This is a genomic window from Streptomyces sp. NPDC002817, assembly GCF_053592055.1.
In genome coordinates, this window is sequence record NZ_JBSFUY010000006.1 from 89084 (window position 1) to 113026 (window position 23943).

Sequence of the window (23943 nt, forward strand, 5' to 3'; positions counted from 1 at the left end):
CGCAGATCGATACAGCCCCGCGCCCCCAGGTCCGCTGCTCTAACCGTGGATTTCGTTGTGCGCCTTCGCCAGATCCGCGTACAGCGTGCCGTTCAGTGTTACGCCCTGACGCTCCTCCTCCGTCAGCTCACGCCTCACCTTCGCCGGTACCCCCGCCACCAGTGAACCCGGCGGCACCTGCATGCCCTGCGGGACCAGCGCCTGTGCCGCCACCAGCGATCCCGCGCCGATCACCGCGCCGTTCAACACGGTCGCGCCCATGCCGATCAGACAGTCGTCCTCGACCGTCGCCCCGTGCACCACCGCGTTGTGCCCCACCGACACCCGCTCGCCGATCGTCACGGGGAATCCCGGGTCGGCGTGCAGGGTGCAGTTGTCCTGGATGTTGCTCTGCGCGCCGACGGAGATCCGCTCGACGTCGCCGCGGACCACGGCCCCGTACCAGAGGCTCGCCCCCGCCTCCAGCGTCACGTCGCCGATCACCGAGGCGGTGGGGGCCACGAAGGCCTCGCCGTCGATCTTCGGTTCCCGGCCGCCGATGCCCGTGATCAACGCCTTGTGCGTCATCGCCTTCTCCTCGTCGTCGCTGACACCGGCACCGTACGCCACGCGCGTGGGGCGAAGATCACAGGCCCGGTCGCTCATCGCCCCACCTCACCCTGAGTACGGTGACCTCGTGCCGAAGAAGAACACGTTCTCATCCTGGTGTCGCGGCCTCACGCAGCGTGCCGTCCACGCGGGCTGGGCCTGGGTGCAGCGCACGGGTTCCGTGACCGCCGAACACCCGGGACGGTTCCGCTTCGGCGCGCTGGGCGAGCACTCGCGGCTCGCGTTTCCGCTCGGCACGGTCTTCGGGGAGCCGTGGATCCAGCTGGGCTCGCACTGCATCGTCGGTGAGCAGGTCACCCTGACCGCCGGTCTGATGCCCGACCTGGACCTCGGTCCGGAGCCGATCCTGCGGATCGGGGACGGTGTCGTCCTCGGCCGTGGCAGCCATGTCATCGCCGACACGACGGTCACCATCGGCAGCGACTGCTACTTCGGGCCCTATGTGTACGTCACGTCCACGAACCATTCCTACGACGATCCGCACGAGCCCATCGGCAAGCAGTGGCCCCGGATGGAGCCGGTGGAGATCGGCCCCGGCTGCTGGATCGGCACCGGTGCCGTGATCCTGCCGGGGGCGCGGATCGGGCGGAACGTGGTCGTGGCGGCCGGGGCGGTGGTGCGCGGTGTGGTGCCCGACCACGCCGTGGTGGCGGGGGCGCCCGCCAGGGTCGTACGGCGATGGACTCCCGAGGCCGGCTGGCAGCCGCCGCTGCGGACCCCGGCGCCCAGGCCGATACCCGAGGGGGTCACGCCGGAGCAGCTCAACGCGCTGGCCGGGCTGGACGAGGAGACCGCGGCGAAACTCGCCGAGCTGGACTGATCCGGGACGGCTCAGCCGGTCGCCAGCAGCAGTGTGCCCACCAGGGCCAGGCCGGCGCCGGCGGCCTGGACCGCCCGCAGCCGTTCGCTGAGGAAGCCGCGTGCGGCGAGGGCGGTCACCACGGGGTAGAGCGAGGCGAGCACCGCCGCCACGGTGACCGGGCCCAGTCGGGCGGCGATCGCGTAGGTGCCGTTCGCCGCGACGTCCGCGAGGCCGACGAAGGCCAGCGTCGGGAGCGAGGCCCAGGGGAATCCGCCCGGCGGGAGCGCGGGGACGCCCTTGCGGACCGAGACGTACAGGGCGCCGCCGCCCACGGCGACGTTCACCACGCGCTGCACGAAGAGTGCGAGGAACAGCCCGGTGACCGTGGTGGACGCCTCCGCGATCAGCGCGAACACCGTGCCGAAGCCGAACGCCGCGACCAGGGTGAGCAGGATGGTCTGCCGCTGCACGGGGGCGCCCCTCAGCTGCGGGCCGCCCGCGAGGACGACACCGAGGACGGCGACCCCGATCCCCGCGAACTGCACCGGACCAGGGCGCTCGCCGAGGTAGAGACCCACGCCGACCGGGACGGCCACGCCGAGGGTGCCGAGCGGGGAGACCACGCCCATCGGGCCCAGGGCGAGCGCCTTGTAGAAGCAGATCAGGGCGACGGGGCCGACGAGTCCGGCGGCGACCGCGAACCACAGCCGCGGTCCGGTCTCGCTCCAGCCGCCGGTGGCGACCACGATCGCACCGAGCACGACCGTCGCGATCGCCTGCGAGACGACCACCACCGTGAGCGCCGGGGTGCGCCGGGTCAGCAGTCCGCCGCCGAAGTCGGCCAGCCCCCACAGGAGACTGGTGGCCAGGGCGAAGAATGCTGTCACGGGGTGCCTCGCAGTACAGTTCGGTGAACAATCGGGTGCATCTCACCGTAGTTCAACCGAGTGCACTGTGTCATACAGAATATTGGACGTGATGTGTCGGACCTCGATCTGCTGACCCAGTCCCTGGCGCGCAACGTCAAGCGCTGGCGGGCCGAACGCGGCTTCACCCTGGATGCGCTCGCCGCACGCGCCGGAGTCAGCCGCGGCATGCTCATCCAGATCGAACAGGCCCGGACCAATCCGAGCATCGGCACGGTCGTGAAGATCGGCGACGCCCTCGGTGTCAGCGTCACCACCCTGCTCGACTACGAGCAGGGTCCGAAGGTGCGTATCGTCCCGCCCGAGCAGGTCGTCCGTCTGTGGCACACGGACGCGGGCAGCTACAGCAAGCTCCTCGCGGGCACGGAGGCCCCCGGCCCACTGGAGATGTGGGGGTGGAAGCTGATGCCGGGTGAGAGCAGCTCCTCCGACCCGCACCCGGTCGGCACGGTCGAGATCGTGCACGTCACGGTCGGCGAACTGACCCTCACCGTCGACGGCGTCGAGTACCGCGCCCCGGCCGGTTCCAGCGTCACCTTCGAGGCCAACGCCTCGCACACCTATGGCAATCAGGGTGACGTCCCGATGGAACTGCTGCTGGCCATCTCGGTGCCGGCCGCGCCCTGAGCGGCTGTTAGCGTGCGGCCATGGACGCACCCATCGGACACTTCGACAACGCCCGGCCCGCCCCCGACTGCCTCGACGAACTGACCGCCCCCGTCGCGGACGCCGTACGCCGCTGGAGCGGCAGTGTCCCCGCCGGCGAGATCATCTACGTCGAGACCGACCCGGAGTGGGCCGACACGGCCGTCTTCGTGCAGCACTACGGGCAGGAGCTGCTCGAACAGTCCGCGAACTGCGTCGTCGTCGCGGGCAAGCGCGGCGGAGAGTCCCAACTGGCCGCCTGTGTCGTCCTGTCCACCACCCGCGTCGATGTCAACGGCGTGGTGCGCCGCCAACTCGGTGCCCGCAAGGCCTCGTTCGCCTCGATGGACACGGCGACGGGGGAGAGTGGCATGGAGTACGGCGGCATCACCCCGGTGGGACTCCCCGCCGACTGGCCCGTGCTGGTGGACTCGGCCGTCGTCGACCTGCCCTACGTACTGGTGGGCAGCGGACGTCGGCGCGGCAAGCTGCTGGTGCCGGGGAAGGCGTTCGCGCAGCTGCCGGGTGCGGTGGTGCTGGAGGGGCTGGGCGTGGTCTGAGCCCCTGGGTTCAGGCCGGCGTGTGGTGGGCGAGGGTGAGATGCGGGTCGTCCTCGCCCGGCAGTGGTGCGGGGTCGGCGTGCACCAGGGCCGCGGTGAGCCGGGGGACCGCGTGCAGCAGGGCGTGCTCGGCCTCGACGGCTACCGCATGGGACTGACGTACCGTCATGTCGCCGTCGACGACCACCGCGACCTCGGCGCGCAGCCGGTGCCCGATCCAGCGCAGCCGCAACTCACCGACCTCGCGCACGCCTTCGACCTCCCGCAGAGCATGCTCGGCCCGGTCGACGAGCGCCGGGTCGACGGCGTCCATCACTCGCCGGAACACCTCGCGCGCCGCGTCCCGCAGCACGAGAGCGATGGCGGCGGTGATCGCCAACCCCACGACGGGGTCGGCGAGTTGCCACCCCAGGGCCGAACCACCGGCCCCGAGCAGCACGGCCAGTGACGTGAATCCGTCCGTACGGGCGTGCAGCCCGTCCGCGACCAGCGCGGCCGAACCGATGTCCCGGCCGACCCGGGTCCGGTACCGCGCCACCCACTCGTTGCCCGCGAAACCGACCAGCGCGGCGACGGCGACCGCCCCGACGTGCTGGACCGGACGCGGGTCGAGGAGCCGCTCGATGGCCGTCCACCCGGCGAAGGCCGCCGACGCGGCGATCGTCAGCACGATCGCGATGCCCGCGAGATCCTCGGCCCGCCCGTACCCGTAGGTGAAACGCCGTGTCGCCGCACGGCGGCCGAGCACGAACGCGATCCCCAGCGGAACGGCGGTCAGCGCGTCCGCGGTGTTGTGCACGGTGTCCCCGAGCAGCGCGACCGACCCGGACATCACCACCACGACCGCCTGCGCCAGCGCCGTCACACCGAGCACCGCGAGCGAGACCCACAGGGCGCGCATGCCGCGCGCGGAGGACTCCAGGGCGGAGTCCAGCTTGTCGGCGGTCTCGTGGGAGTGGGGGGTGAAGAGATGGGTGAGGCGGTGGCGGAGGCCGGAAGGGGTGTGATGGTGGTGTCCGTGTTCGTGGTGATGGCGGTCGCTCACGTGTTTCCCCTTCCGGCGCGTGTAGTGGACGTTCCCCGCCCACGGCGCCATTATGTGCGTATGAGCGCACGCATGCACCTATCACCTGCGCATCATGCGCACCCGCGTACCCCCGGCGACGAACAGTTCGCCCTCGCCGCCGAGCTCCTCGCCCTCCTCGGCGACCGCACCCGCCTCACGCTGCTGCACGCCCTGACGGCCGGAGAGGCCGACGTCACGACCCTCACGGAGGCCTGCGGAGCGGCGCGTCCCGCGGTCAGCCAGCACCTGGCCCGGCTGCGGCTGGCCGGGCTGGTGAACACACGGAAGGAAGGACGACGGGTGATCTACTCACTGCGGGACGGGCATCTGCGGCGGCTGGTGGACGAGGCGCTGAGCGTGGCGGACCACCGGCTCGACGACCGGCCGGTTCACGACTGAGAGGGGCTCAGTACCCGGACCCCTTGCCCAGGTACTGCTCCGCGAAGGCCGACGCCGCGGACGGCGAGCCGAAGAGCCGACGCAGGCGGGCCAGGGTGGTGCCCGCGCGGTAGGGGTCGCCGGAGGAGGTGCCGTGGTAGATGTCGGAGAGCCACTGGGAGAACTCCTGGTAGTCCCAGACCCGGCCCAGACACGCCGCCGAGTAGCCGGACAGACCCGTGCCGTCACCCTTGCCGAGCTGTGCGATGAGCGCGTCGCCGAGCAGGAACGCGTCGTGCAGGGCGAGGTTCATGCCCTTCGCCGCGATGGGTGCCGTGAGATGGGCGGCGTCCCCGGCGAGGAAGAGGCGGCCGAAGACCATCGGCTCGACGACATGGCTGTGCATGTCGAGGACGCGCTTCTCGATCAGCCGGCCCTCTGTGAGGGGCGGTGCGCCCGCCGCCCCCAGGCGCTCCCGCAGCTCCGACCAGACGCGGTCGTGCGACCAGTTCTCCGGGTCGTCGCCCGGCGGGCACTCCAGGTAGTAGCGGGTCACCTCCGGGCTGCGGGCCATGTGGCCGGCGAAGCCGTTCGGGTGCATGCCGAACACCACGCAGTCGTTGGACGGCGGCGCCTCGGCGAGCAGCGCCAGCCAGCCGATGCCGTAGTCGTAGCGGGAGATGTGCGCGCGGTCCGGCGTCAGTACCGCGCGGGTCGCGCCGCGAGCGCCGTCGCAGCCCGCGACGAAGTCGCAGTGGATCAGCACGCGTTCGCCCGACTCCGGGTCCGTGTACGACACCGACGGGCGGTCCGTGTCCAGGTCGTGCAGCTCCACGTCCCGCACACCGAACCGTATGTCGCCGCCGCGCACGTCGGCGTACTCGCGCACCAGGTCGGTCACCAGCAACTGCTGTGGATAGATCCAGTGGTGATGGCCCGTCAGCCCGGCGTACTCGAACCGGTACCGCTCCCCGCCGAACCGGAACTCGCACTCAGCGTGCCGCTGCGCCCGCTCCAGCAGGTTCACCGCGAGGCCCCGCTGCTCGAGACCGCGTACCGCCCACTCCTCCAGAACCCCGGCCCGGGGCCGCTGTTCGATGAACTCACGGGTCTCGATCTCCAGGACCACGCAGTCGACGGAGGCGGCCCGCAGAATGTTTCCGATGGTGAGCCCCGCGGGCCCGGCGCCGATGACGACGACCGGACTGCGCCGCGCGGCACCGGAGTCGGAGTGGGGGGTGGGGGAAGTCATCCGAGCATTATGTCCGCGCCCTGTCGCAGCCGGGAACCGAGTACCGTGGAAATCCGGGTGACCGTGCGGTGCTCGTGAGCGGGGTGATGGGTTGGACGGGGTGGTCGCTTGGGTACCGGCCGACTTCTACCGTCCCGTCGCCGGTGGCCTTCAGTGCACCCTCTGCCCCTTCCGCTGCCGGCTGCGCGACGGTGACACCGGCGCCTGCAAGGTGCGCCGGCGGGAGGGCGACCGGGTCCTGACCGCCACCCGGGGAACCACCGTCGAGCACTGGTCGTCGGTCGAGCGCAAGCCCTTCTACCACTTCCGGCCCGGCCTGCCGCTGCTGACGCTGGCCCCGCCGGGCTGCTCGTTCCGCTGCGACTACTGCGTCAACCACCGTGTCTCCCAGTACGGCAGGGACCCCGACAGCCGCGTCGCCCCGCGCGACACCGACCCCGAGGCACTGGTGCGGGCCGCGGCGGAGCGGGGCGGCGGCATCGCCCTGTCGTACTCCGAGCCCTCCCTCGCGGCCGAGCTGACCCTCGAACTCGGCGCGCACGCGCGGACGTCGGGCGTCCCGGTGGTCTGGAAGAGCAACGGCTTCCTCACCCCCGAAGCCGTGGAGCGCGTCGCGCCGGTCCTCGCCGCCGTCAACATCGACCTCAAGGCGGCCGGTGAGGAGGAGCACCGCCGGCTCACGGGTGCGCCGCTCGCCCCGGTCCTGGAGACACTGCGGCTGCTGAAGGCCGCGGGGGTGTGGGTGGAGGTGAGCACACCGCTGATCCCCGGGACCAGCGCCGAGGACGAACAGCTCGCCAGGATCGCCGAGTTCGTCGCCGGACTCGGCCCCGACACGCCCTGGCATCTGCTGCGCTTCACCCCGACCTATCGGATGAACCGCCAACGGCCCACCACGCCCGAGCGGTTGGGGCGTGCCGTGCGGATCGGACAGGCTGTGGGACTGCGGTATGTGTACGTCGAGCGGGCGTTGGGCGCCGAGGGACGGGCCACTCGCTGCCCGGGGTGCGATGCCGAGGTGGTGTCGCGCGGGGTGTGGGAGCAGGCCGGGAGCCGCTTGCGGGACGGGCGGTGTCCCGGGTGCGGGGAGCCGATCGCGGGTGTGTGGAGCGACGTCGACGTGAACGAGGGGAGCCGAGGATGAGCACCGAGTACCGCTTCGTGGAGGACCTGCCGGACCTGATCGACGCGTCCGAGTACGACGAGCATCCCGACGGACGGCTCGTACGGCTGCGGATCACCTGGGACGAGCAGGGTGTTCAGGTGCTGGGCGACGCCTTCCGGCCGGACCTGCTGGAGGCCCTGCTGGAGAAGATGGGGCCGGACGCGGTGGAGCAGATGCTCTGCGGGTGACCTAGAGCCGGCCCAGGATCCGCGTGAGCACCCGCCGCAGCTCCTCCCCGCCCGGTTCCGGTGCCAGCACCCATGCGTCCGGACCCTCGGGCGGCACCGGGTGGTGCGGATAGTGGACCCGCAGGGTCAGCGCGCCGGGCACGGGGAGCGGGGGCTCGTGGGCGTGGGTCAGCAGCAGGGTGCGGGGCTCGCCCGAGTCCACCGCGGCCAGGTCGCGTGCCGCTTCGCGGGCCAGCGCCGCCGCACGTAACGGGGCCGCGGGTTCGGGCATGACCGGCGTCCACAGCCGGCGCAGGTCCGCCGCCGACGTCAGCCGGTCGGCTGTGCCGAGTCCGTCGAGACGTACCAGCGCCACCGCCCGCTCGGCCTCCAGCAGCGCCGCCGCCAACAGGTGCGCGCACAGCCGCAGACAGCTGCCGACCTGCCCCTGCGCCGCTGCCCCCGTGTCGAGCACGAGCACGGCGTCCCGCTCGGTCCACGGCAGCCGGCCGCGCCGCGTCCGGTACAGCAGGGCGTCCTGGGCCCACAGGGCGTTCACCAGGGGTGCCGGGAGCGCCATCTGACCCGGCACCAGACGGTCCGGCGGGCCGTGCCGGGCCCACTGGGCCGGGGCCCCGGCGGTGGTCGGACCGGGCACGTCGTCACCCAGCGGCACGGGCAGCCGCGACGGCAGACCGGGGAGCCGGGCGGCGGCCTCCGCGGCCGAGGCCCACGGTCCGTCCGCGAGCCGTAGCGGCAGCGCCGGGTCCTGGCACACCGCGTCCGGGCCCAACAGGGCCAGCAGCGGAAGGAGTTCGCGGTGCACCCGGTCGAGTGCGGTGGCCAGCCCGTCCGCCGTGACCGAGGACCGCTCCGGCTGCTCGCCGCTGCCGCGCAGCCCCCACTCCAGCGTCGTCCGCAACTCCTGCAACGGGATGCCCGGGGGCGGGACGTAGCGCGGGTCCGGCGGCAGCCGGGACGCCACCACCGCGCTCAGCGCCGGATGCGCGCCCCGCGGCCAGTCGAGGTCCCGCAGGGCGCGGGCCGCCCGACCTTGGTGCAGGAGCCGCCGCCCCGCGGGCGCTGCCGGTCGCAGCAGTGCCGAGATGTCGACGAGCGCGTCCAGCGGTACGGCGGCGTCGACCGCGGCGGCCATGGTGCCCAACTCGGAGAGATACTCGGGTGATTCGGGCAGCGGCGGGCCGGGTTCCGTGGTCTCCTCGGAGGTCAGCACGTCCCACAGGACCGTACGGCCGCCGCTGTACGTCGTCGCCAGCCGCCGTCCGTCGGGGGACCAGCGCACGGACCACACGGGTCCCGGCGAGGGGCCGTCGGGCTCCAGGGCCATCGCCACCGCGCCCCGGGCCACGTCCCACACCTCGACCACCGAGGTCGCCTCGCCAGGTCCCGGCGCGGCCAGCAGCGACCCGTCCGGCGACCAGGCCAGGGCCGGCGCCCAGCCGCGTCCGCCGGGGGTACCGAACTCCCGCTGCACCCGCCAGGTGAGCGTCGACCACACCACCGACGGCCCCTGCCCCGCGGGCGGCGTCGCCGCCAGTCGGCTGCCGTCCGGGGACCAGGCGACCCGGGTGGCGAACGCGCCGGAGGGCAGGGCCAGCCGCCGGGCGCGCTCCAGCCGCGGCATGTGCCACAGCACCACCGCGCCCGCGGTACCGGCGGCGAGCAGCGTCCCGTCGGGGGACCAGGCGGGGCGGCCCGTGCCCTGGGGCAGATGCAGACTCCTGGGCTGCCGCGCGGGGGTGCCCCGGGCGTCGAGGGTGTGCACGTACAGATGGGTCGGCGCCGGCCCGGGCTCGGGCACCGCGAGCGTCGCCGTACCGTCGTGGGACGCCGGACACCACGCGGGCGCCTGGCCGCCCTGGAGTACGGCACGTGTCTCACCGCTGTCCAGGTCGAGGACCGTCAGCCCCGTCTGCCCGTCACGGGAGGAGCAGGCGAGCAACTCGGGTGACCCGGTGGAGAGTTCGAGGTCGTGGGCGCCCCCCGGTCCGGTGGCCGCCGTGGCCGTCCACTCCGTGCCCGGCCGACCGGGGGTCCGGGCGGCGAGGGTGCCCGGTTCCGTCTCCAGCACGCAGCGGCCGTCGCGCGCCGACCAGGCGACGGCGGGGGCCCACAGCCGCTCCCCGCCGTCGTACAGCGGCGTCGGCCCGGAGATCCGGGGCGCGCGGTCGCGCAACGACGGCAGCGCGCGGCCGACGGACCGGCACATCGCAGCGGCCCAGCTGCGCAGCAGTACCCCGACCCGGCGCTCCGAGGGGTACGGGGCCGCGTCCGGCAGCTCCCACAACTCCCGTCCCGCCAGCACCCGGCCGGTGGGCGACACACTCAGGTCGCGGGCCGAGCCCGCCCGCGCGGGGAGGAGGGCGACGGGCTCCAGCGCACGGTCCAGGACGAGCAGCGCTCCCTGGTCCGTGGCGGTCACCAGGAACCGTCCGGTACGGCTGAAGCCCAGCCCGAGCACGGCACCGGACACCGCGGCGTCCGCGAGCGCACGGCCCGTGGCGCGGTCGACCAGATGGACGCCGGCCGCGTCCGCGAAGGCCAGCGCGTCCCGGTCGGGGGACCAGGCGAGGGCGGTGACGGCCGTACGGCCGGTACAGGGCGCGAAGTCCATCCGAACCGGGGAGACGCTCCACAACTGCAGCGCGGTGGCGGTGGCCAGACACAGCTGACGGCCCTGGGGATCCCAGGCGAGCGCGACCACGGGGTCCACGGTCGGCAGCGCGGACGAGGCGAGGGTGCCCCGGTGATGGAGCAGCACACCGCTGCCGGCGCAGGCCACCCACAGCCCGTCGGGCGACACCGCGAGCGTGTGCGCGCCCGCCGGCACCGCGAACCCGTCGTCGGCGAGGGCCCCGCTGTCCCCGTCGTACACCTCCACCCGTCCGCCCCGCAGCACGAACACCTCACCACCGTCAGGGCCCCACGCCACCGCCTCCGGCACCCCCTCGCCGGGCGCCGACCACAGCACCCGCCCGGTGTCGTCACGGCAGGTCAGCGCACGATCCATGAGCTGGAGGAACGCGGTGCCGTCACGGGAGAGCCCGGCACAGGGCCCGTCGCCGGTGAGGGCGAGGAGCCGGCGGGGGGCGGGCGGCGCGGGGGCGTCGGGGGTGGCGGTCATGGCCGTCCCGGGAGGCGGGGAGGGGGCGGCTGACGTCGTACGGACCCGGCGCGGATCGGCGCGTGCGGTGCGGTCGTCCCCGCCGGATCGAGCACTTGCGGTACGACGGTGAGGGCGCCCGGCGTGGCGCTGATCCGGGACCTCCGGCTGGGGTGTGCCGACGCGGCCGCGCTCACGGGTCGTGCCGCGTCACGGTGGGCGAATCCGCCCCTCCCGGCGATGCGGACGTGGCTTGTCGGCGCCGTCGTCGTCACTGTTCCTCCGCCACGTCCAGCGCCGCCTGTTCGTACAGCCGGGCCGCCTCCAGCAGATCCCCCGCGGAACGGTACGCCTCGGCCGCGCCCTCGTGGTCGCCCAGGGCGCGCAGGCGGGTGGCGCGTTCCAGCGCCTCGCCGCGGTCGTGGGGGGCGGTCGGGTCGGTGGGGTGGGGCGGGGTGTTCGTGCCGGCCAATACCTCCAGGGCGTCCAGGAGTTCACGGCCTGCCTTGGAGAGGCCGCTGGACACCTCCACCGGGTCCGGTGGGGTCCACAGGGTCCAGACGGGGACCATCGGGGTCAGGGGGAAACGGTGTCGGCCGCCGTGCCAGCAGACCACCGCCGACGTGCCGTCCAGGGCGAAGAGGCGGGCGCGGGCCGACGGCGGCAGCGGGGGTGCCAGGGTGTGGCCGGACTCCAGGAACAGGCTGCCGGGGCCGAGTCGGCGCAGCGGTACGCCGAAGGGCAGATCCCGGGCAAGGCCCGCCGGTTCGAGGAGCAGATGGCAGCCGGGGCCGGGCAGCAGGAACCCGGCCTCGCCCAGTGGGCGGCCCGGCAAGTAGCGGCGCAGCAGAGGGAGTTCGTCGTCGTGCAGCAGCACCGCGTCCACCGTGGTCCCGGCGCCCGCGTCCGCCACGACCCGCACCTCCACCGAGGGGTCCCGCGCGCCGCCCGGCAACTCCCGGGTGGGTTCGGGTGGTTCGGGGAGGATCCCCACCAGTTCCGCCGGTACCGGGGCGGGCGGGCCGAGCGGCTCCAGCCGCAGCGGAGGCCACTCCTCGCAGTCACCGACGAGCCACAACTCCCCTTCGGGCACCGGGGAGTACAGCAGCGCGTCGGACACCCGAGGGCGCAGCCGTACGTCCAGCAGCAGCCGCTCGCAGGACGCGACCGGGCGGCAGACCACGGTCCTGGGCAGCGCCGACAGGGACACGGTCAGGGCGTGCGGGACCGCGTCGGGGCCCTCCAGGGACAGCAGCGTCGTCTCCCGTTCCGTCGGGTCCGTCCCCTCCAGGGAACGCACGCGGACGGCGAGCGTCGACACCTCTATGCCGAAGGCGAGCGCCTGGCGGACCACCGAGGGGAGCAACTGCGGGGCGGCGAGCACATGGAGCGTGCGGTGGGCCGTGGTGGCGGGCGCGGCGAGCGGCAGCCGGGAGACCAGGTCCACCACGTCGAGCCGGGGCCAGGCCAGCACGTCGGACAGCTGCCCCGGGCCGCCCGCGAGGGCACCGTGCGAGAGGACCGGCAGGGCCTGCGCGCCGTGCAGGGTCAGCAGTTCCGCGCCTACGGCCGGGCCGATGACGCTGAGCAGCCAGACCGCCCCGCCACCGGGCTCCGCGTGGCAGCTCCACTCCGCGGCCCCCGCGCTCCGCAGCGCCTCGATCGCGCCGAGGACCCGGTGCGCGGCGGGGAAGCGGCCGGCGACCCGCCAGTCGACGGTCGGGGGCGGCGAGTACGGCACGGGCGGCACCGGTGCCGGCCCGTCCTCGTCCCTGGGGCGTGCCGGACGCACGCTGAAGCGGATGCCGTGGTCGGAGCCACCGCCCGACTGGCGCGGTGGATGGGCGGGCGGCGTCGGCGGGGGCGCACCACGGGCCGCCGGCCGGGCCACGAGCGGGGTCGGCGGGGCGCCGGCGGTGCCGTTCTCCGAGCTGATGCGGTTGAGCAGCCGACGCAGCGGGCTCTCGGGGCGGTCCATCGGTCAGGGGCCCTCCGCGCGGCCGGTGCCTTGCTCCGCGGGCGGTCCCAGCGGCGGTCGGGTCGTGGGGACGAGGCGGCTTGTGGTCCGGTCTCGCGCCGAGCCGGTGTCCGTCTGCGCGGGCGGTTCGGACGGCTGCCCGGCCATGACATCGACGCGGTTCGCGGTCCGGCCTTCCGCTCGCGCGGTGTCGGCTTCGGCGGAGGGTTCCGACGGCGGCCGGGCTGCGGCAGCGAGGTGGTGCGTGGCTCGGCCTTCTGCCCGGTCGGCGTCCGCACCGGCGGCGGGTTCCGTCGGGAGCCAGGCCGCGGAGCCGAGGTGGTCCGTGGCCCACTCTCGCCAGCGGTTCAGTACGTCGCCGCCGCCCTGGCCGTCGTACGCCGCGCGGAACAGCCGCGCGCCCCAGTCGAACCGCTCGACGCGGTCCGCGGCCTCCACGCCCCAGCCCAGCATCAGCCGGCGCTCCGTGCGGGCGGCCAGGGTGGGCAGTCGGGCCTCGATACGGGGGAAGAGGCCGAGCAGCGGGCCGGCGGGGCCGCCGCCGAGGCGGTCGGCGAGGGCGCGGGCGAGTTCGAGGCGCAGCTGCTGCGGGCCCTTGCCGACGGCGTCGGTGCCGGCCAGTAGCTGCCGGGCCGGGGTGATCTCACCGGCGAGGAGCAGTTCCCAGGCGGCCTCCAGGCGGCGGCCCCGCTCCTGCCAGCAGCGGGCGGCGAGTTCGGGCCGGCCCAGGAGGCGGTAGCAGCGGGCCGCCTGTTCCGGGTGCCCGGCCTGGCGGTAGGTGCGGGCCGCGTGCTCCAGGTCGCCCGCCCGCTGGTAGGCGTCGGCCGCCGACCACTGCCAGCCGAGGAGGTCGTAGCAGCGGGCGGCCTCGGTGTGGGCCTGGGCCTCGGAGTAGCAGCGCGCGGCCTTGAGCAGCAGCCGCGTGCGCGAGCTCATGATCTCTCCTGTTCACCCGGGGCCGCCTCGGTCTCCTCGTCCTCGGACCGCGACCCCGCCGTCGGCTGCGGGCCGTGCCGCCACCGCGGCGGCTCCTCGAACGGCGAGACCTCCTCGACATCGGGTCTGCGGGCCAGGACCTGCCCCAGTTCGGCACTGATCCGATCGTGCTCGGCATCGTGCTCGGGGCCGGAGCCGGAGCCGATGTCGTCCACCTGGAACAGCTCGACCTCTCCGGTCTCCGTGTTGAACCGGAACCGCACACGCACCCGCATCGGTCAGTTCTCCATCCCGAGATCGAGCTCGAACTCGATGTCGATACCGTCCTCGGACTCCTGCTGCCGGACGCCGGTCGCGCCGTGCTGCCGGGCGAAGTCGAGAAGGGCCCTCTGATAGGCGATGGCCAGGACACCGTTGACCGCGCGCAGTCCGTCCCGGCCGAGTGCGGTGATGCGTTCCCGGTTGCGGGTGTCGAGGTCGGAGCGGACCCGTTCCCGCTCCTCGGCCAGCCGGGTCCGCGCGTCGGCGTCGGCGGCCTCCTGCAGCCGTGCCTGCGCGGCGGCGGCGGCCGTCGCCGACTCCCGGTCCGCCTGCATCCGCAGCCGGCCGGCCAGCTCTCGGGCCCGCTGTACCGCGTCGGCCTCGGCCGCCACCTGCGCCTCGCGCTCGGCCACCTCACGGGTCCGCCCGGCGAACCCGTCGGCGTAGTACCGCCCTTCGGCGCTGCCGGTGGCCTGCTCCCGCACCGCGCCCCGCAGGGTCTCGGAGGCGCGGCCCTCGGCGGTCACCGAGTCCTCGAGGCGTGCGGTGACGACGAGTTCGCCGGTACCGGGGTCGTAGCGGACCTGACCGTCCGGCAGGGTCAGCACATGGCCGCCCTGTTCCACATGCCAGTCGTCGGCCGTGGCGAGCGTGCGCTCGAAGACCAGGCGGGTGGCCTGTCCCAGAGTGCCTCCGAAGGGATGGCGCACCTCCAGCTCGCTGACCACGGAGTCGCTCGCGCTGGCGCGGCGTTCCAGGGCGAGTTCCCACGCCTCGACGACGTCCCGGGTGGCCTCGACACGGACCCTGCGCGGATTGCACATGTAGCTGGTGTCCCCCTCATTCCGCAGCGGGGCGCGCTCGGAGCGCGCCCTTCGGTGTGCGTCAGCCCTGGTCCAGCAATTTCAGAGTCTCGTCAATGATACGCGCGACCTCCCCTTCGCCCTCTCTGTTGCCGGGAACCGCACGCCTCAACTCCAGTCTCAAAGCGTTGAGTTGCCGCAGCACCCGCTCGACCGCGGCGGGCGGCGAACCGGCGTCGACCTGGCGGCTGACGATCCGGGCCTCGGAGACCAGACGCCGCATGGTGCGGGCCGGCTCGTCGGGGTCCTCGCCCGGCCGGCCGGTGCGGCGCCGCACCGCCTCCCGCACCACCGTGGCGTGCGCCGGGTCGGACCAGAAGTGCTCCAGCGGCCACAGGTCGGCGGGTTCGGCCCGCACCCGCTCGGCACGCAGGGCGGCGGCCGCCACCAGGCGCTGTCCGCGGATGATCCGGCGGTCCGACAACGTCACGCCCTGGCCCAGGAGTTCACGGACCAGCTCGGCGTACTCGGGGGTGACCGCGCTCAGATCGGCGTGCGCCAGCTGACGGCCCAGACGGCCCAGCGCGGCGGGGTCGATCCAGCTGTGCCCGTCGCCTTCGGCCGGGGTGCCACGTGCGGCCCCCTTCGCCAGCAGCTCGTCCAGCCGGTCCCCGGCCACCGGCGGGATCGTCAGCCGCAGCAGGAACCGGTCGGCGAAGGCCAGCAGCGACGGGTCCTGCGGCAGGCTGTTGGCGGCGCCGACGAGGGTGATGAGCGGGACGGACTCGATGTCGTGGCCGTTGTGGAAGACCCGCTCGTTCATCACCGTCAGCAGGGTGTTGAGGATCGGGCTGCCGCTCTGGAAGATCTCGTCGAGAAAGGCGACCTGTGCCGTGGGCAGCATGCCCTCGGTGCGGAACCGGTACTGCGCGCCGCTCTGGAAGGCGGGCACGTCCACCGGCCCGAACAGCTCGGCCGGTTCGGTGAAGCGGGTCAGCAGCCGGACGAAGGGACGGCCGCCCAGGCCCGCGGCGAACCGGCTGACCAGGTCCGTCTTGCCGGTACCGGGAGGGCCGAGCAACAGCACGTGCTCATGCGCGATCACCGCGACCTCCAGCAGATCCAGAGCGAGCCGACGCCCCACGAAGTGCTGCTCCACACTGCGGCCGAGCGCCTTGAGCCGCCGTACGGCCGAGAGGTCCTCGTCGCTCCAGGTGGTGGTGACGGTGGTCATCGGCGCTCCGAGATCATTTCCAGGCGCCCCTGCTGGAGGCGGCCCACCAGCCAGCCCAGCCGGCGCGCGTCCGGTTCGATGCCGTGCATGTGGCGGCCGACGAACGCGTCCCGCATGAGCGAGCGCAGTTCGTCGCCGTTGCGGCCCGCGGTGGCCTCGGCGATCAGTTCCAGGACCTCGTCGTCCAGAGAGACGTGATAGCGGCCGGCGTGGTGGCGCAGGATCGCCCGGCGCGCTGTGACGTCGGGCAGCGAGATGGCGATCGAGCGGAACCGGCTCGGCCGCAGCAGCGCCTTGTCGATGATGTCGATGCGGTTGGTGGTGCCGATCACCAGCATCGGCACCTCGGGCCGGAAACCGTCCATCTCGGTGAGGATCTGCGCGACCACGCTGTTGCCGGCCCGGGTGCCGCCGTCAGGGCGGCTGCTGCGTTCCATCGTGATCGCGTCGATCTCGTCGAAGACGATGACGGAGGGTGCGCTGCGCCGCGCCGACGCGAAGATCTCCCGCACCTTGCGCTCGCTCTCACCGACGTACATGTCGGTGACCTCGGGCCCCGACACCACCTGGATGGTGGCGTTCATGCCGTTGGCGATGGCCTTGGCGAACAGGGTCTTACCGGTGCCGGGCGGGCCGTAGAAGATGATGCCGCGCGGGACGAGTTCGCCGCGCACCTCCTCCATGTCGTCCGGCAGGCTCTGGGCTCCGCTGATGATGGCGAGGGTCCGCCGGATCTCGTCCTTGACCTCCTCGTAGCCGCCGATGTCGTCCAGCGTCACATTGGGCACCTCGAAGTGGGAGGACTGCTGCGCCTTGAAGGTCAGCAGGGTCTCCCGCAGGTCCTGGAGCGTGGCCCGGCTCTCCCGCTGGCGGTGCCGCTCGTGGGCGTACCGCATGGCCTGCCGCAGCCGTACGGGGTTCATGCCGGCCACGTGCTTGTAGAACTCGCGCGGCTGGAACCCCTCGAAGGTCCCGGCCTCCTCCCGGGTCACCAGGGCGACCCCCAGCAGGCTCTCCTCGTGCTCCGGTGTCCTGACCTTCGGCGGCAGACCGCTGAGGGTCACCCGGGCGCTGAACCGCTCGGCCAGCACGTCCGGCAGTGGCAGGGTCGGGTCGGCGAAGGCCAGGACCAGCTGGTCCGGGAAGGCGTACAGCAGCTCGACCAGCTCACGGGCCTCGGCGTGCCGGCCGAGGTCTGCGCTGCCGGCCAGCAGGTCGAGATGGGTGAGGACGATGACGTCGCCCTCCTTCAACTCCTCCAGTTGGGCGCGGAGCCGGGCCAGTCGCCGCTGGCGGGTGTTCATCGACGCGCCGGACATGTCCGCGACCGGATCGTCGGAGGGGCGGCCGCCACCGTCCTCGGAGGAGTCGTCGTCGAGGCGGACGCCGCGACACTCGGCGAGGGTGACCATCTCCTCCCACAGATGGGTCACGACCAGCTTCTCGCTGATGACGAGGACGGGCAGACCGCTGCGCAGCAGGGAGGCGACGGCCTCGATGTGCGGGTAGTAGGCGAGCCGGACGGCCTCGGCGTCGGTGATCTTCTCCGGGTGGGCGGCCGGTTCGGGGCCGGCGGGGGACTCGACCCCCGGGGCCGCCGGTGGCGGTTCGTCCTTGACGAGCGACGGTACCCCCGGCGGCGCGAACAGCGCTGTCTCCGGGGCGAGTTCGGTCCGCAGCCAGACGTCCGGACCGAACTCCGACCAGGGCCGCTCCAGCAGCTCCGCGTCCAGCGGGTCGAGGAGCCACACCTCGCACGAGGCCAGCACCTCCCGCAGTGAGCGGTCGCCCGGGGCGCCGAGGAGGTCCATCCGGCCGCCGTGGTCCGCGGTGGCCAGGCGCAGGGGTCGGGTCATCGGTCCAGCACCTCGCGCAGTCCCTCGAACTCCCGTACCCGGCCGTAGACACGGTGCAGTGCCACGCCCACGCGGTGCCCCTGGAGCATCCTGCGGCGGCGCAGCTCCTCGGGGTGCCGTCGGGCCATGACGGCCAGGGGTTCCCACCAGTCGAGCGTCGACCGCGCCCACTGTCCGCGCGAGTCGTCCTCCAGCAGCCGGGCCGGGTTGCCGCGCGCCAACTCCCGGATGTCGTCCGTGAGTCGGTGGTAGTACTCACCGTGGTGCAGCAACGCCGTCTCGTACACCTCGTACACGACTGTTCTCTCCCCCGGGGTGAAGCGGAACCGGCGCAGCAGCGCCGCGCGATGGCGTGCGGTCTCGGGCGAGGACGGTGGCGCCGCGAGGGCGTCGACCGCCGTGCGCCGGCCCTCGGGGTGGTCGAGGAACCGGTCGAGGAGCTGCCCGCACTGCTCCCGCATGTCCGGCGGGGGAAGGTCGAAGAGCGCGGTGACGGGGGAGGCGCGCAGCAGCTCCGCGCGCAGCTCGGCGTCGACCGGCGTCGCCGACAGCACACGCCCCACCAGGCCGTGACGGCACATCAGGTCGCGTACGGTGCCGGATCCGGTTACCCCGAACACCGCCTGCCGGGCGGTCGGCGGGTCGTCCCTCAGGGCCAGTGCGGCGGCGACCATCAGCGGCTCCAGGCCTGTCGGCCCGCGGTCGCCGAGGGGCGGGTCCGACAGGTGCAGCCGGGCCGCGGTGACCCGGGCCAGCCGCTCCAGGAGGACGACGGGATCGTCCGCGCTCTCGTGCGGCCGGGCCGAGGCGGTCGGGGGCGGCGCGGGTGTGCCGCCGGGCGCCGGCTCAGTGATGGCCCAGTGAAGGATGCGTACTACGGTGCTTGTCAGCGTCGTCATCGAGGTTCCGGATCGGACAGGGGGCCATCCAGTCGTCGGAGGAGGCGTAGCAGGTCAGCACCCGCCTGCGCGAGGTGAGGTTGATGAGGGCGGCCACCTGCCAGGGGCGTCGGAAGGTGTCCCGGTGCAGGTCGATGTCGGTGCGTGAGAGGCCGATGGTGCGTTCGGTCTGGAACAGGTGGGTGTGGTACCAGCCGACCAGCTGCCGGTCACCGAGGGTCCGGTTCATCGCGCCGAACGAGTCGCCGGTGAACGTGAAGTGCATCAGCGAGGCCCCCGAGTGCTCGGCCGGCAGCACCTCGTCGACGATCACCGCGTGCAACTCCGGTACGTCCGCCCGCCGGAAGGCCCGCCCGACCAGGAACCCGCCCTCCTCGATCTCGGTCGACAGCTCCATCTCCATCAGCCGCCGCCGCACCCCGGCGCCGAGCAGCACGGTCACCGGAGCCTCGGTGTCGGTGAGTTCGACCCCGTACTCGGCCAGGTCGAGCAGGGGGATCTGGGGCTCGGCCGCCGGACGGATGCCGAACGCCAGCCGGGTGGAGCGGGAGGTGTCGATGTCGTCCGTGCCGTCCACCACCGGGGGCAGCCGCTGAGCCGACTCGTCGTCCTCGGCCGAGGGCAGCCCAGCGATACGGAACGCCCACCGGCGCTCCTCGGGGGCGAGTCCGCGGGCCAGCCGGGCCAGGACCGGGCCGACGAGACTGTTCACGGAGTAGGGCTTCTGGTGGACCACGCGTCCCTCCATGTGGATCTTGACATGGATGTACCCGAAGTCGGCACGGAGATTGGTGAGGTGAGGGTCCTCTCCCTCGTAGGTGTCGGGGCCCGGGTCGTTGCGCAGCATCAGCACGAAGCGGGCGCTGCCCTTGAAGCCTGCCGTCTCCGCCGCGAAGGCCGGCTTCAGCAGCGAGATCAGCGGTGCGGTGTGCACCAGCTGCCGTGACTCGCCCTGGAACAGCTCGACGTCAAGTGCCATCGGCCACCCCGTCCGTGGGCCTTATCCGCAGGGCGCCGACGCGCAGCGCGCCGTCCACGGGAGGCGGGGCCGCCACCGGCGGCTTGCCCCCGATGGCCTCGATCATGGCCGCACCCTCCTCGGTCTGGGCCCAATACGCCGCGATCGGGTTGAAACTGTCCGTGATCTCGTAGTTACGATACCCAGCCATGTCCACGAGCATCTGGCACAGTTGGCCGAAGTCCAGGGCCGGACGCCAGGAGTGGGCCAGCACGCCCAGGCACACGGCCCCTTCGGCCTGGGGGTACTGAGGATCGGGCCCCTTGATGTTCGGATGGAAGATCGGGCTCAGCCAGAAGACGGCCGGGGCGACCAGCGGGAAGTCCGGACCCAGCAGGATCAGCGCGTTGTGCCGGTCCTGGCGCTCGGGGCGCGGGAAGGTGTTCGCGCTCCGCTGGTCGGGGAGGCGCAGACCGGATCCCTTGAAGCGGATCTCGTAGTCGGTGGGGAACTCCGGGTCGTCCGTGTCGACGATCTCGAAGTCCGCGTGCTGGTCCGCGTAGCGCTGCATCTCCTCGCGGACCCGGATGATCGCCTGCATCCGCAACTGGGCGTTGCCGGCGGTGGCTTCGGGATAGACGTTGAGGGTCTCGCCCTCGCGCACCCCCGCTTCGTGCAGGGACTGCGCCGGGTCGAGTCGGCGGAAGCTGCCGTCCGGCTGCTGGTGGTCGACGACGGTACGCGGGCGGCGCCCCATCCGGCCCTCGTAGTGGGCCAGCACGGCGGCGGCGATGTCCCGCACCGGCGTGATCGACGGCACACCCGCCAGGTCGTACGGCTGCTGGTCGGGGCCGTTGACCCGCAGCGCCTCCAGCAGATAGGGGCGGTGGTCGTAGACCTCCTGGAGGAGCTCCAGGTCCGTCGGGGCGCCCGCGTCGACCAACCGCCCGCGCAGCTCGTCGATCTGACTGTCCGTCAGTTCGTAGGTCAGCGACATCGCGATCTGTCCGACCTGGGCCTCCTCGCCCTGACTGACGAAGAACAGCTCGGCGCGGGCGTCGAAGTCGCGGACCTCCTCGATGAAGTCGGCGTGGTGCGTGGTGCACACGAAGACCAGCGTGGGATAAGTCTCCGCACCGGGCGGGCTCGCCTGGCCGACGGACGCGGCATGCGGTACCGCACGGGGCGGCGTCGGCGGCTCGGTGACCGGCTCCAGCGCCTCGACCGAGGCCCGGAACAGGGCGTTGCCCGGGTACTCGTTGTGCACCGCGCGGGCCAGTTGGGCCTCGCCCTCCACGAGCACGCCCGCGTCGATCAGGCGGCGCGCCTCGGACCAGTAGACCCGCGAGGTCGCGTCCACCGACGGTAGCCGGCTCTCCGGGAACCCGATGGTCCGCAGGATGATCTCGCCCTCCCGGGGGTTGATCACCCGCTCCAGCTCGTTGTACAGCTCGTCCCTCACCGGGCACCCTCCGTTGTCGCGCGGTGTTCCTGGGCCGACTCGCCGGGTGCACCCACCGGTTCACCCGCGCTCGCGGCCAACTCGACGTATCGCAGCCCCGATCCGTCCCGCCGGGCCACGGGCAGCACTTCGCGCGGCGCCACCCCCAGTGCGCTCAGCCGCGCCGAGGCGGGCGCGGACCGCAGCCGGGAGGTGACGGCGGGCACCGCCGCCCGCCGCCGCACCGGCCTGCTGAATCCTGCCCAGGTGAGAGGCTCTTCGCGCATGTCCACGTGGTCCAAGAGCTCGGCCACCGTGGCCCCGTGGTCCAGCGGCAGCACCGGGACCTCGTCGGGCAGCCGCTCGTGCAGCGGGCAGTCGGGGTCGGGCCGGTCGTGCGGGGCGGTCCCGGACAGCGGTACGGCGAGACCGGCGGCGTCGATCCGCAGCGGCGCGTCCGGCACGGACAGCCCGAGCAGCAGTCGTACGGCGAAGTCGGCCAGCCAGGTGCCGACGAGCGCGGACACCGGGGCCGAGGCGCCCACCGCACCGGCCGGATCGGGTGCCGCGCACGACCAGGGGTCGTCCTGCACCGCCCGCTCGGCGGGCCCGAGGCCGCATGCCCAGCAGCGTCCGCCGGGCGGGAACCAGGAGACCTCGCCGCCCCACGCGTGCGTGCCGCCGTCGAGCATGCCCGTCCCGGCGAGCGTGCACCGCCCGGCCAGCGCGATCCGGGCCGCCCGGCTGTCCAGCGCGCCCACCACCAGGTCGGCCGCGCGCAGTTCGGCCAGCCCGGCACCCGAGACATGGGGCGCCTCGCGTGCGTCCACCACGGTGTCGGGGGCCAGATCCGCCAGTGCCTCCGCGAGGACCTGCGCCTTGGGCCGGCCCACGTCCGTCGCGCGGAACAGCGGGCAGCGGCTGAGGTTGCTGACGGCGACCGTGTCCGGGTCGCACACCACCAAGCGGCCCAGACCGGACAGGGCGAGCGTCTGAGCCACCGTGTTGCCCAGCGCCCCGGCGCCTGCCAGTACGACCGTCGCCCCGGCGAGCCGCTTCTGGTCCCAGCCGGGGATCAGGGCGTGCCGCGCGAACCGGTCCCCGGTCACCGGGTGTCCCGCAGGGAGTTGAGCATCAGACAAGGGACCCCCGGATGCTGCGCCTTCCAGTCGTCGTAGCAGACCAGGCCGTGGTCGGGGTCCCGGTGGACGGCGCTGGCGCAGGTCGGCGCGTGCGGCGAGCAGGTGCAGTGGATGACCACCTCGTCCGGGCGGAAGGTGTGGCCGCACACCCAGCACCGGTGGCGGGTGGGCGCCCCGTCGCCCGGACCGGGATGGAGCCGCAGCAGGGGGTGGTCGCCCTGCAGCCGTACGGTGGACAGCTCCGGTGGCGGCGGGTTGGCCTCGTCGAGCCCCGAGTGGAACAGCGCGGCCGTCGCGGTGGTCTGCGCGCCGGCCTCGGGGTTGAGGCAGTCGAGCAGTCGGCTGCGATGCTTGAGCACGACCCCTGGGCCGGTTTCCGCCCGCTCGATGGAGATCTGCTCGCCCAGCCGGAAGGAGTGGTGGCAGACGGGGCAGGTGGTCCCCGCCGAGCCGAGTTTGCGCAGCAGCTGCGAGGTGACGACGGAGACCTCCTCGCCGGGCTCGTCGTCGTCCCAGCCCGGCAGGGCGTCCGACTCGCGGCTCCCGCCCGCCTGGCCGAGCAGGAAGTCGTACGCCGCCGCGCTCGGTCCGCCGACCGTCTCCGCCTGTGTCTGCGCGCGCTCCCGTTCCTGGCTGCGGCGGCGCCGCTCGGCCACGTTCACGCCCTGGGGGACGTGCACGCTCACGGTGCGGGGCCGCGGGTCCGTCATACCGTGTCGCCCTCCCGGGCTCGCACCGCGCGCCGCAGGTCCGGCAGCCCGCGCGGGCCCAGGCCGACGCCCGCCCGGCCCCGGTCGAAGGCGCCCTCCCAGGACGCACCGAGGGCCAGCGCCGCGTAGTAGTCCCGGCAGAAGGCCAGCGCGTCCTGGTCCGCGAGCCGCTCCGGGGAGCCGATGACCTCCTGCGCGTGCGGGGCGAGCACCTCCGCATAGCGGCCCAGATGACAGGCGTTGAGCACGACCACGGTCACTCCGCCCACGGCGTCCAGGACCGCGGCGAGGGCCTCGGCGCCGACGGGGGCGACCGAGCCGTCGTCCTCCTCGAGGAGCAGATGGCCGCTCGGCGCACCGTGCCCGCCGAAGTGCAGGACGTCCGGCTTGTGTTCGGTGAGCGCCGGGATCACGTCCTGGCGCCGGGTCGCCGCCGACAGCCGGATGTCGAGGGCGCGTCGGCTGCCCCGGCGGGCGGCCTCCTCGATGGTGCGGTATTCCAGGCGCAGTTGGAGCCGTGACGCCTCCTTCGGCCCCGCGAGCAGGCAGAGGACCGTGAGTTCGTCCGGCGGGGCGAGGAGGGCCGATTCGTCCGGTGGGGCACCGGGACCGGTCGTCACCGAGCGCAGGACCTGGTTGCCCGGATAGTCCTGGGCGGCTTCCTCGAGCAGGTCCTCCAGGGTGAACCGGAAGGCCCCGTTCTCGATCATCCGGCAGACCGCGAACCAGGTGCTGAGCGGCGCCTGGGCGCCGCCGAACGGCGGCAGCCGCGACGGGTCCGCGCCCAGGCGGTACAGGAGCTGTTTGGCCTCAGTGGCATCGTCGTAGAGAGTGGCGACGACACGCAGCACCCCGTCGCGGTGCAACTGCACAGCCGTCAGTGCCGCCATGGGCGCCCCCTCCCGTCGTGCCTCGACTGTACCGGCCGGGCGCGATCTCCGACTTGGCTTCTGCCAACCGAAGTTGATCAGCCGTCAGGAAGGTGTGGAGGGCAAGTGCACTCATTCAGATGCTCTGCCTGAAGCAGGGCC

The 23943-nt window shown here is 73.4% G+C and carries 23 protein-coding genes; 6 read left to right on the plus strand and 17 right to left on the minus strand.

Annotated elements, in window-relative coordinates; translation table 11 throughout:
• Positions 1-39: 39 nt before the first annotated feature.
• Positions 40-567: a gamma carbonic anhydrase family protein gene (locus ACWD3I_RS13885; protein WP_266899753.1), complete on the minus strand. Its 528-nt coding sequence runs from the start codon at positions 565-567 to the stop codon at positions 40-42.
• Between the two features lie 109 nt (positions 568-676).
• Here ACWD3I_RS13885 and ACWD3I_RS13890 point away from each other — a divergent pair, with 109 nt between their 5' ends.
• On the plus strand, positions 677-1429 hold the full coding sequence (locus tag ACWD3I_RS13890; protein ID WP_365407284.1) for an acyltransferase: 753 nt from the start codon (positions 677-679) through the stop codon (positions 1427-1429).
• A gap of 11 nt (positions 1430-1440) precedes the next feature.
• Here ACWD3I_RS13890 and ACWD3I_RS13895 read toward each other — a convergent pair whose 3' ends face one another.
• Positions 1441-2298 carry a DMT family transporter gene (locus ACWD3I_RS13895; protein WP_365407286.1) on the minus strand — a complete coding sequence of 286 codons (858 nt, stop codon included), beginning with the start codon at positions 2296-2298 and terminating at the stop codon, positions 1441-1443.
• 93 nt (positions 2299-2391) lie between these two features.
• On the opposite strand from ACWD3I_RS13895, the gene ACWD3I_RS13900 reads away from it, so the two are divergent.
• Positions 2392-2964 (plus strand): helix-turn-helix domain-containing protein, encoded by a 573-nt coding sequence (locus tag ACWD3I_RS13900; protein ID WP_365407289.1) that lies wholly within the window; start codon positions 2392-2394, stop codon positions 2962-2964.
• Positions 2965-2984: 20 nt separating this feature from the next.
• Positions 2985-3542, plus strand: coding sequence for a YbaK/EbsC family protein (locus ACWD3I_RS13905; RefSeq protein ID WP_365407292.1), 558 nt, complete (start codon positions 2985-2987; stop codon positions 3540-3542).
• A gap of 10 nt (positions 3543-3552) precedes the next feature.
• Here the strand turns inward: ACWD3I_RS13905 and ACWD3I_RS13910 are convergent, their stop codons facing one another.
• The gene (locus ACWD3I_RS13910; protein ID WP_365407295.1) at positions 3553-4587 is read right to left on the minus strand and encodes a cation diffusion facilitator family transporter; all 1035 of its coding nucleotides are present in this window, start codon (positions 4585-4587) and stop codon (positions 3553-3555) included.
• A gap of 60 nt (positions 4588-4647) precedes the next feature.
• Here ACWD3I_RS13910 and ACWD3I_RS13915 point away from each other — a divergent pair, with 60 nt between their 5' ends.
• Positions 4648-5007 (plus strand): ArsR/SmtB family transcription factor, encoded by a 360-nt coding sequence (locus tag ACWD3I_RS13915; RefSeq protein ID WP_365407298.1) that lies wholly within the window; start codon positions 4648-4650, stop codon positions 5005-5007.
• Positions 5008-5014: 7 nt separating this feature from the next.
• Here ACWD3I_RS13915 and ACWD3I_RS13920 read toward each other — a convergent pair whose 3' ends face one another.
• A complete protein-coding gene (locus ACWD3I_RS13920; RefSeq protein WP_365407301.1) occupies positions 5015-6238 on the minus strand; it encodes a 4-hydroxybenzoate 3-monooxygenase in 1224 nt (407 codons plus the stop codon).
• 100 nt (positions 6239-6338) lie between these two features.
• On the opposite strand from ACWD3I_RS13920, the gene amrS reads away from it, so the two are divergent.
• Together amrS and ACWD3I_RS13930 are read left to right on the plus strand one after the other, a co-directional pair.
• Positions 6339-7382, plus strand: a complete 1044-nt coding sequence (amrS, locus tag ACWD3I_RS13925; RefSeq protein ID WP_365407304.1) for an AmmeMemoRadiSam system radical SAM enzyme — start codon at positions 6339-6341, stop codon at positions 7380-7382.
• The gene (locus ACWD3I_RS13930; protein WP_327715723.1) at positions 7379-7591 is read left to right on the plus strand and encodes a radical SAM-modified peptide, FtsH ternary system-associated; all 213 of its coding nucleotides are present in this window, start codon (positions 7379-7381) and stop codon (positions 7589-7591) included. The genes amrS and ACWD3I_RS13930 overlap by 4 nt, the downstream gene beginning before the upstream one ends.
• Before the next feature lies 1 nt (position 7592).
• Here the strand turns inward: ACWD3I_RS13930 and ACWD3I_RS13935 are convergent, their stop codons facing one another.
• From ACWD3I_RS13935 to ACWD3I_RS13995, 13 genes are all read right to left on the minus strand, one after another.
• Positions 7593-10715 (minus strand): hypothetical protein, encoded by a 3123-nt coding sequence (locus ACWD3I_RS13935; protein ID WP_365407307.1) that lies wholly within the window; start codon positions 10713-10715, stop codon positions 7593-7595.
• Between the two features lie 250 nt (positions 10716-10965).
• Positions 10966-12672: a hypothetical protein gene (locus ACWD3I_RS13940; protein WP_365407310.1), complete on the minus strand. Its 1707-nt coding sequence runs from the start codon at positions 12670-12672 to the stop codon at positions 10966-10968.
• 3 nt (positions 12673-12675) lie between these two features.
• A complete protein-coding gene (locus ACWD3I_RS13945) occupies positions 12676-13608 on the minus strand; it encodes a soluble NSF attachment family protein (protein WP_365407313.1) in 933 nt (310 codons plus the stop codon).
• Positions 13605-13883: a hypothetical protein gene (locus ACWD3I_RS13950; protein WP_365407316.1), complete on the minus strand. Its 279-nt coding sequence runs from the start codon at positions 13881-13883 to the stop codon at positions 13605-13607. The genes ACWD3I_RS13945 and ACWD3I_RS13950 overlap by 4 nt, the downstream gene beginning before the upstream one ends.
• 3 nt (positions 13884-13886) lie before the next feature.
• The gene (locus ACWD3I_RS13955; protein WP_365407319.1) at positions 13887-14693 is read right to left on the minus strand and encodes a hypothetical protein; all 807 of its coding nucleotides are present in this window, start codon (positions 14691-14693) and stop codon (positions 13887-13889) included.
• Positions 14694-14754: 61 nt separating this feature from the next.
• Positions 14755-15906, minus strand: coding sequence for an AAA family ATPase (locus tag ACWD3I_RS13960; RefSeq protein ID WP_365407323.1), 1152 nt, complete (start codon positions 15904-15906; stop codon positions 14755-14757).
• Entirely contained in the window at positions 15903-17762 is a 1860-nt protein-coding gene (locus ACWD3I_RS13965) for an ATP-binding protein (RefSeq protein WP_365407326.1), read from the minus strand. Before ACWD3I_RS13965 ends, ACWD3I_RS13960 begins: the two co-directional genes overlap by 4 nt.
• Entirely contained in the window at positions 17759-18661 is a 903-nt protein-coding gene (locus tag ACWD3I_RS13970) for a hypothetical protein (RefSeq protein ID WP_365407329.1), read from the minus strand. Before ACWD3I_RS13970 ends, ACWD3I_RS13965 begins: the two co-directional genes overlap by 4 nt.
• A complete protein-coding gene (locus tag ACWD3I_RS13975) occupies positions 18609-19640 on the minus strand; it encodes a JAB N-terminal domain-containing protein (RefSeq protein ID WP_365407332.1) in 1032 nt (343 codons plus the stop codon). The genes ACWD3I_RS13970 and ACWD3I_RS13975 overlap by 53 nt, the downstream gene beginning before the upstream one ends.
• Positions 19630-21081, minus strand: coding sequence for an effector-associated domain EAD1-containing protein (locus tag ACWD3I_RS13980; protein WP_365407335.1), 1452 nt, complete (start codon positions 21079-21081; stop codon positions 19630-19632). The genes ACWD3I_RS13975 and ACWD3I_RS13980 overlap by 11 nt, the downstream gene beginning before the upstream one ends.
• Positions 21078-22169, minus strand: coding sequence for a HesA/MoeB/ThiF family protein (locus ACWD3I_RS13985; RefSeq protein WP_365407338.1), 1092 nt, complete (start codon positions 22167-22169; stop codon positions 21078-21080). The genes ACWD3I_RS13980 and ACWD3I_RS13985 overlap by 4 nt, the downstream gene beginning before the upstream one ends.
• A complete protein-coding gene (locus ACWD3I_RS13990) occupies positions 22166-22912 on the minus strand; it encodes a hypothetical protein (protein ID WP_365407341.1) in 747 nt (248 codons plus the stop codon). Before ACWD3I_RS13990 ends, ACWD3I_RS13985 begins: the two co-directional genes overlap by 4 nt.
• Positions 22909-23802 carry an effector-associated domain EAD1-containing protein gene (locus ACWD3I_RS13995; protein WP_365407344.1) on the minus strand — a complete coding sequence of 298 codons (894 nt, stop codon included), beginning with the start codon at positions 23800-23802 and terminating at the stop codon, positions 22909-22911. The genes ACWD3I_RS13990 and ACWD3I_RS13995 overlap by 4 nt, the downstream gene beginning before the upstream one ends.
• Between the last annotated feature and the right edge of the window lie 141 nt (positions 23803-23943).

Bases quoted from the DNA above. Each gene is read 5' to 3' on its own strand.
- ACWD3I_RS13960 (WP_365407323.1), bottom strand. From the start codon at position 15,906: ATGACCACCGTCACCACCACCTGGAGCGACGAGGACCTCTCGGCCGTA.
- ACWD3I_RS13935 (WP_365407307.1), bottom strand. From the start codon at position 10,715: ATGACCGCCACCCCCGACGCCCCCGCGCCGCCCGCCCCCCGCCGGCTC.
- ACWD3I_RS13950 (WP_365407316.1), bottom strand. From the start codon at position 13,883: ATGCGGGTGCGTGTGCGGTTCCGGTTCAACACGGAGACCGGAGAGGTC.
- ACWD3I_RS13915 (WP_365407298.1), top strand. From the start codon at position 4,648: ATGAGCGCACGCATGCACCTATCACCTGCGCATCATGCGCACCCGCGT.
- ACWD3I_RS13990 (WP_365407341.1), bottom strand. From the start codon at position 22,912: ATGACGGACCCGCGGCCCCGCACCGTGAGCGTGCACGTCCCCCAGGGC.
- ACWD3I_RS13995 (WP_365407344.1), bottom strand. From the start codon at position 23,802: ATGGCGGCACTGACGGCTGTGCAGTTGCACCGCGACGGGGTGCTGCGT.
- ACWD3I_RS13965 (WP_365407326.1), bottom strand. From the start codon at position 17,762: ATGACCCGACCCCTGCGCCTGGCCACCGCGGACCACGGCGGCCGGATG.
- ACWD3I_RS13930 (WP_327715723.1), top strand. From the start codon at position 7,379: ATGAGCACCGAGTACCGCTTCGTGGAGGACCTGCCGGACCTGATCGAC.
- ACWD3I_RS13920 (WP_365407301.1), bottom strand. From the start codon at position 6,238: ATGACTTCCCCCACCCCCCACTCCGACTCCGGTGCCGCGCGGCGCAGT.
- ACWD3I_RS13905 (WP_365407292.1), top strand. From the start codon at position 2,985: ATGGACGCACCCATCGGACACTTCGACAACGCCCGGCCCGCCCCCGAC.
- ACWD3I_RS13970 (WP_365407329.1), bottom strand. From the start codon at position 18,661: ATGACGACGCTGACAAGCACCGTAGTACGCATCCTTCACTGGGCCATC.
- ACWD3I_RS13940 (WP_365407310.1), bottom strand. From the start codon at position 12,672: ATGGACCGCCCCGAGAGCCCGCTGCGTCGGCTGCTCAACCGCATCAGC.
- ACWD3I_RS13975 (WP_365407332.1), bottom strand. From the start codon at position 19,640: ATGGCACTTGACGTCGAGCTGTTCCAGGGCGAGTCACGGCAGCTGGTG.
- ACWD3I_RS13945 (WP_365407313.1), bottom strand. From the start codon at position 13,608: ATGAGCTCGCGCACGCGGCTGCTGCTCAAGGCCGCGCGCTGCTACTCC.
- ACWD3I_RS13885 (WP_266899753.1), bottom strand. From the start codon at position 567: ATGACGCACAAGGCGTTGATCACGGGCATCGGCGGCCGGGAACCGAAG.
- ACWD3I_RS13955 (WP_365407319.1), bottom strand. From the start codon at position 14,693: ATGTGCAATCCGCGCAGGGTCCGTGTCGAGGCCACCCGGGACGTCGTC.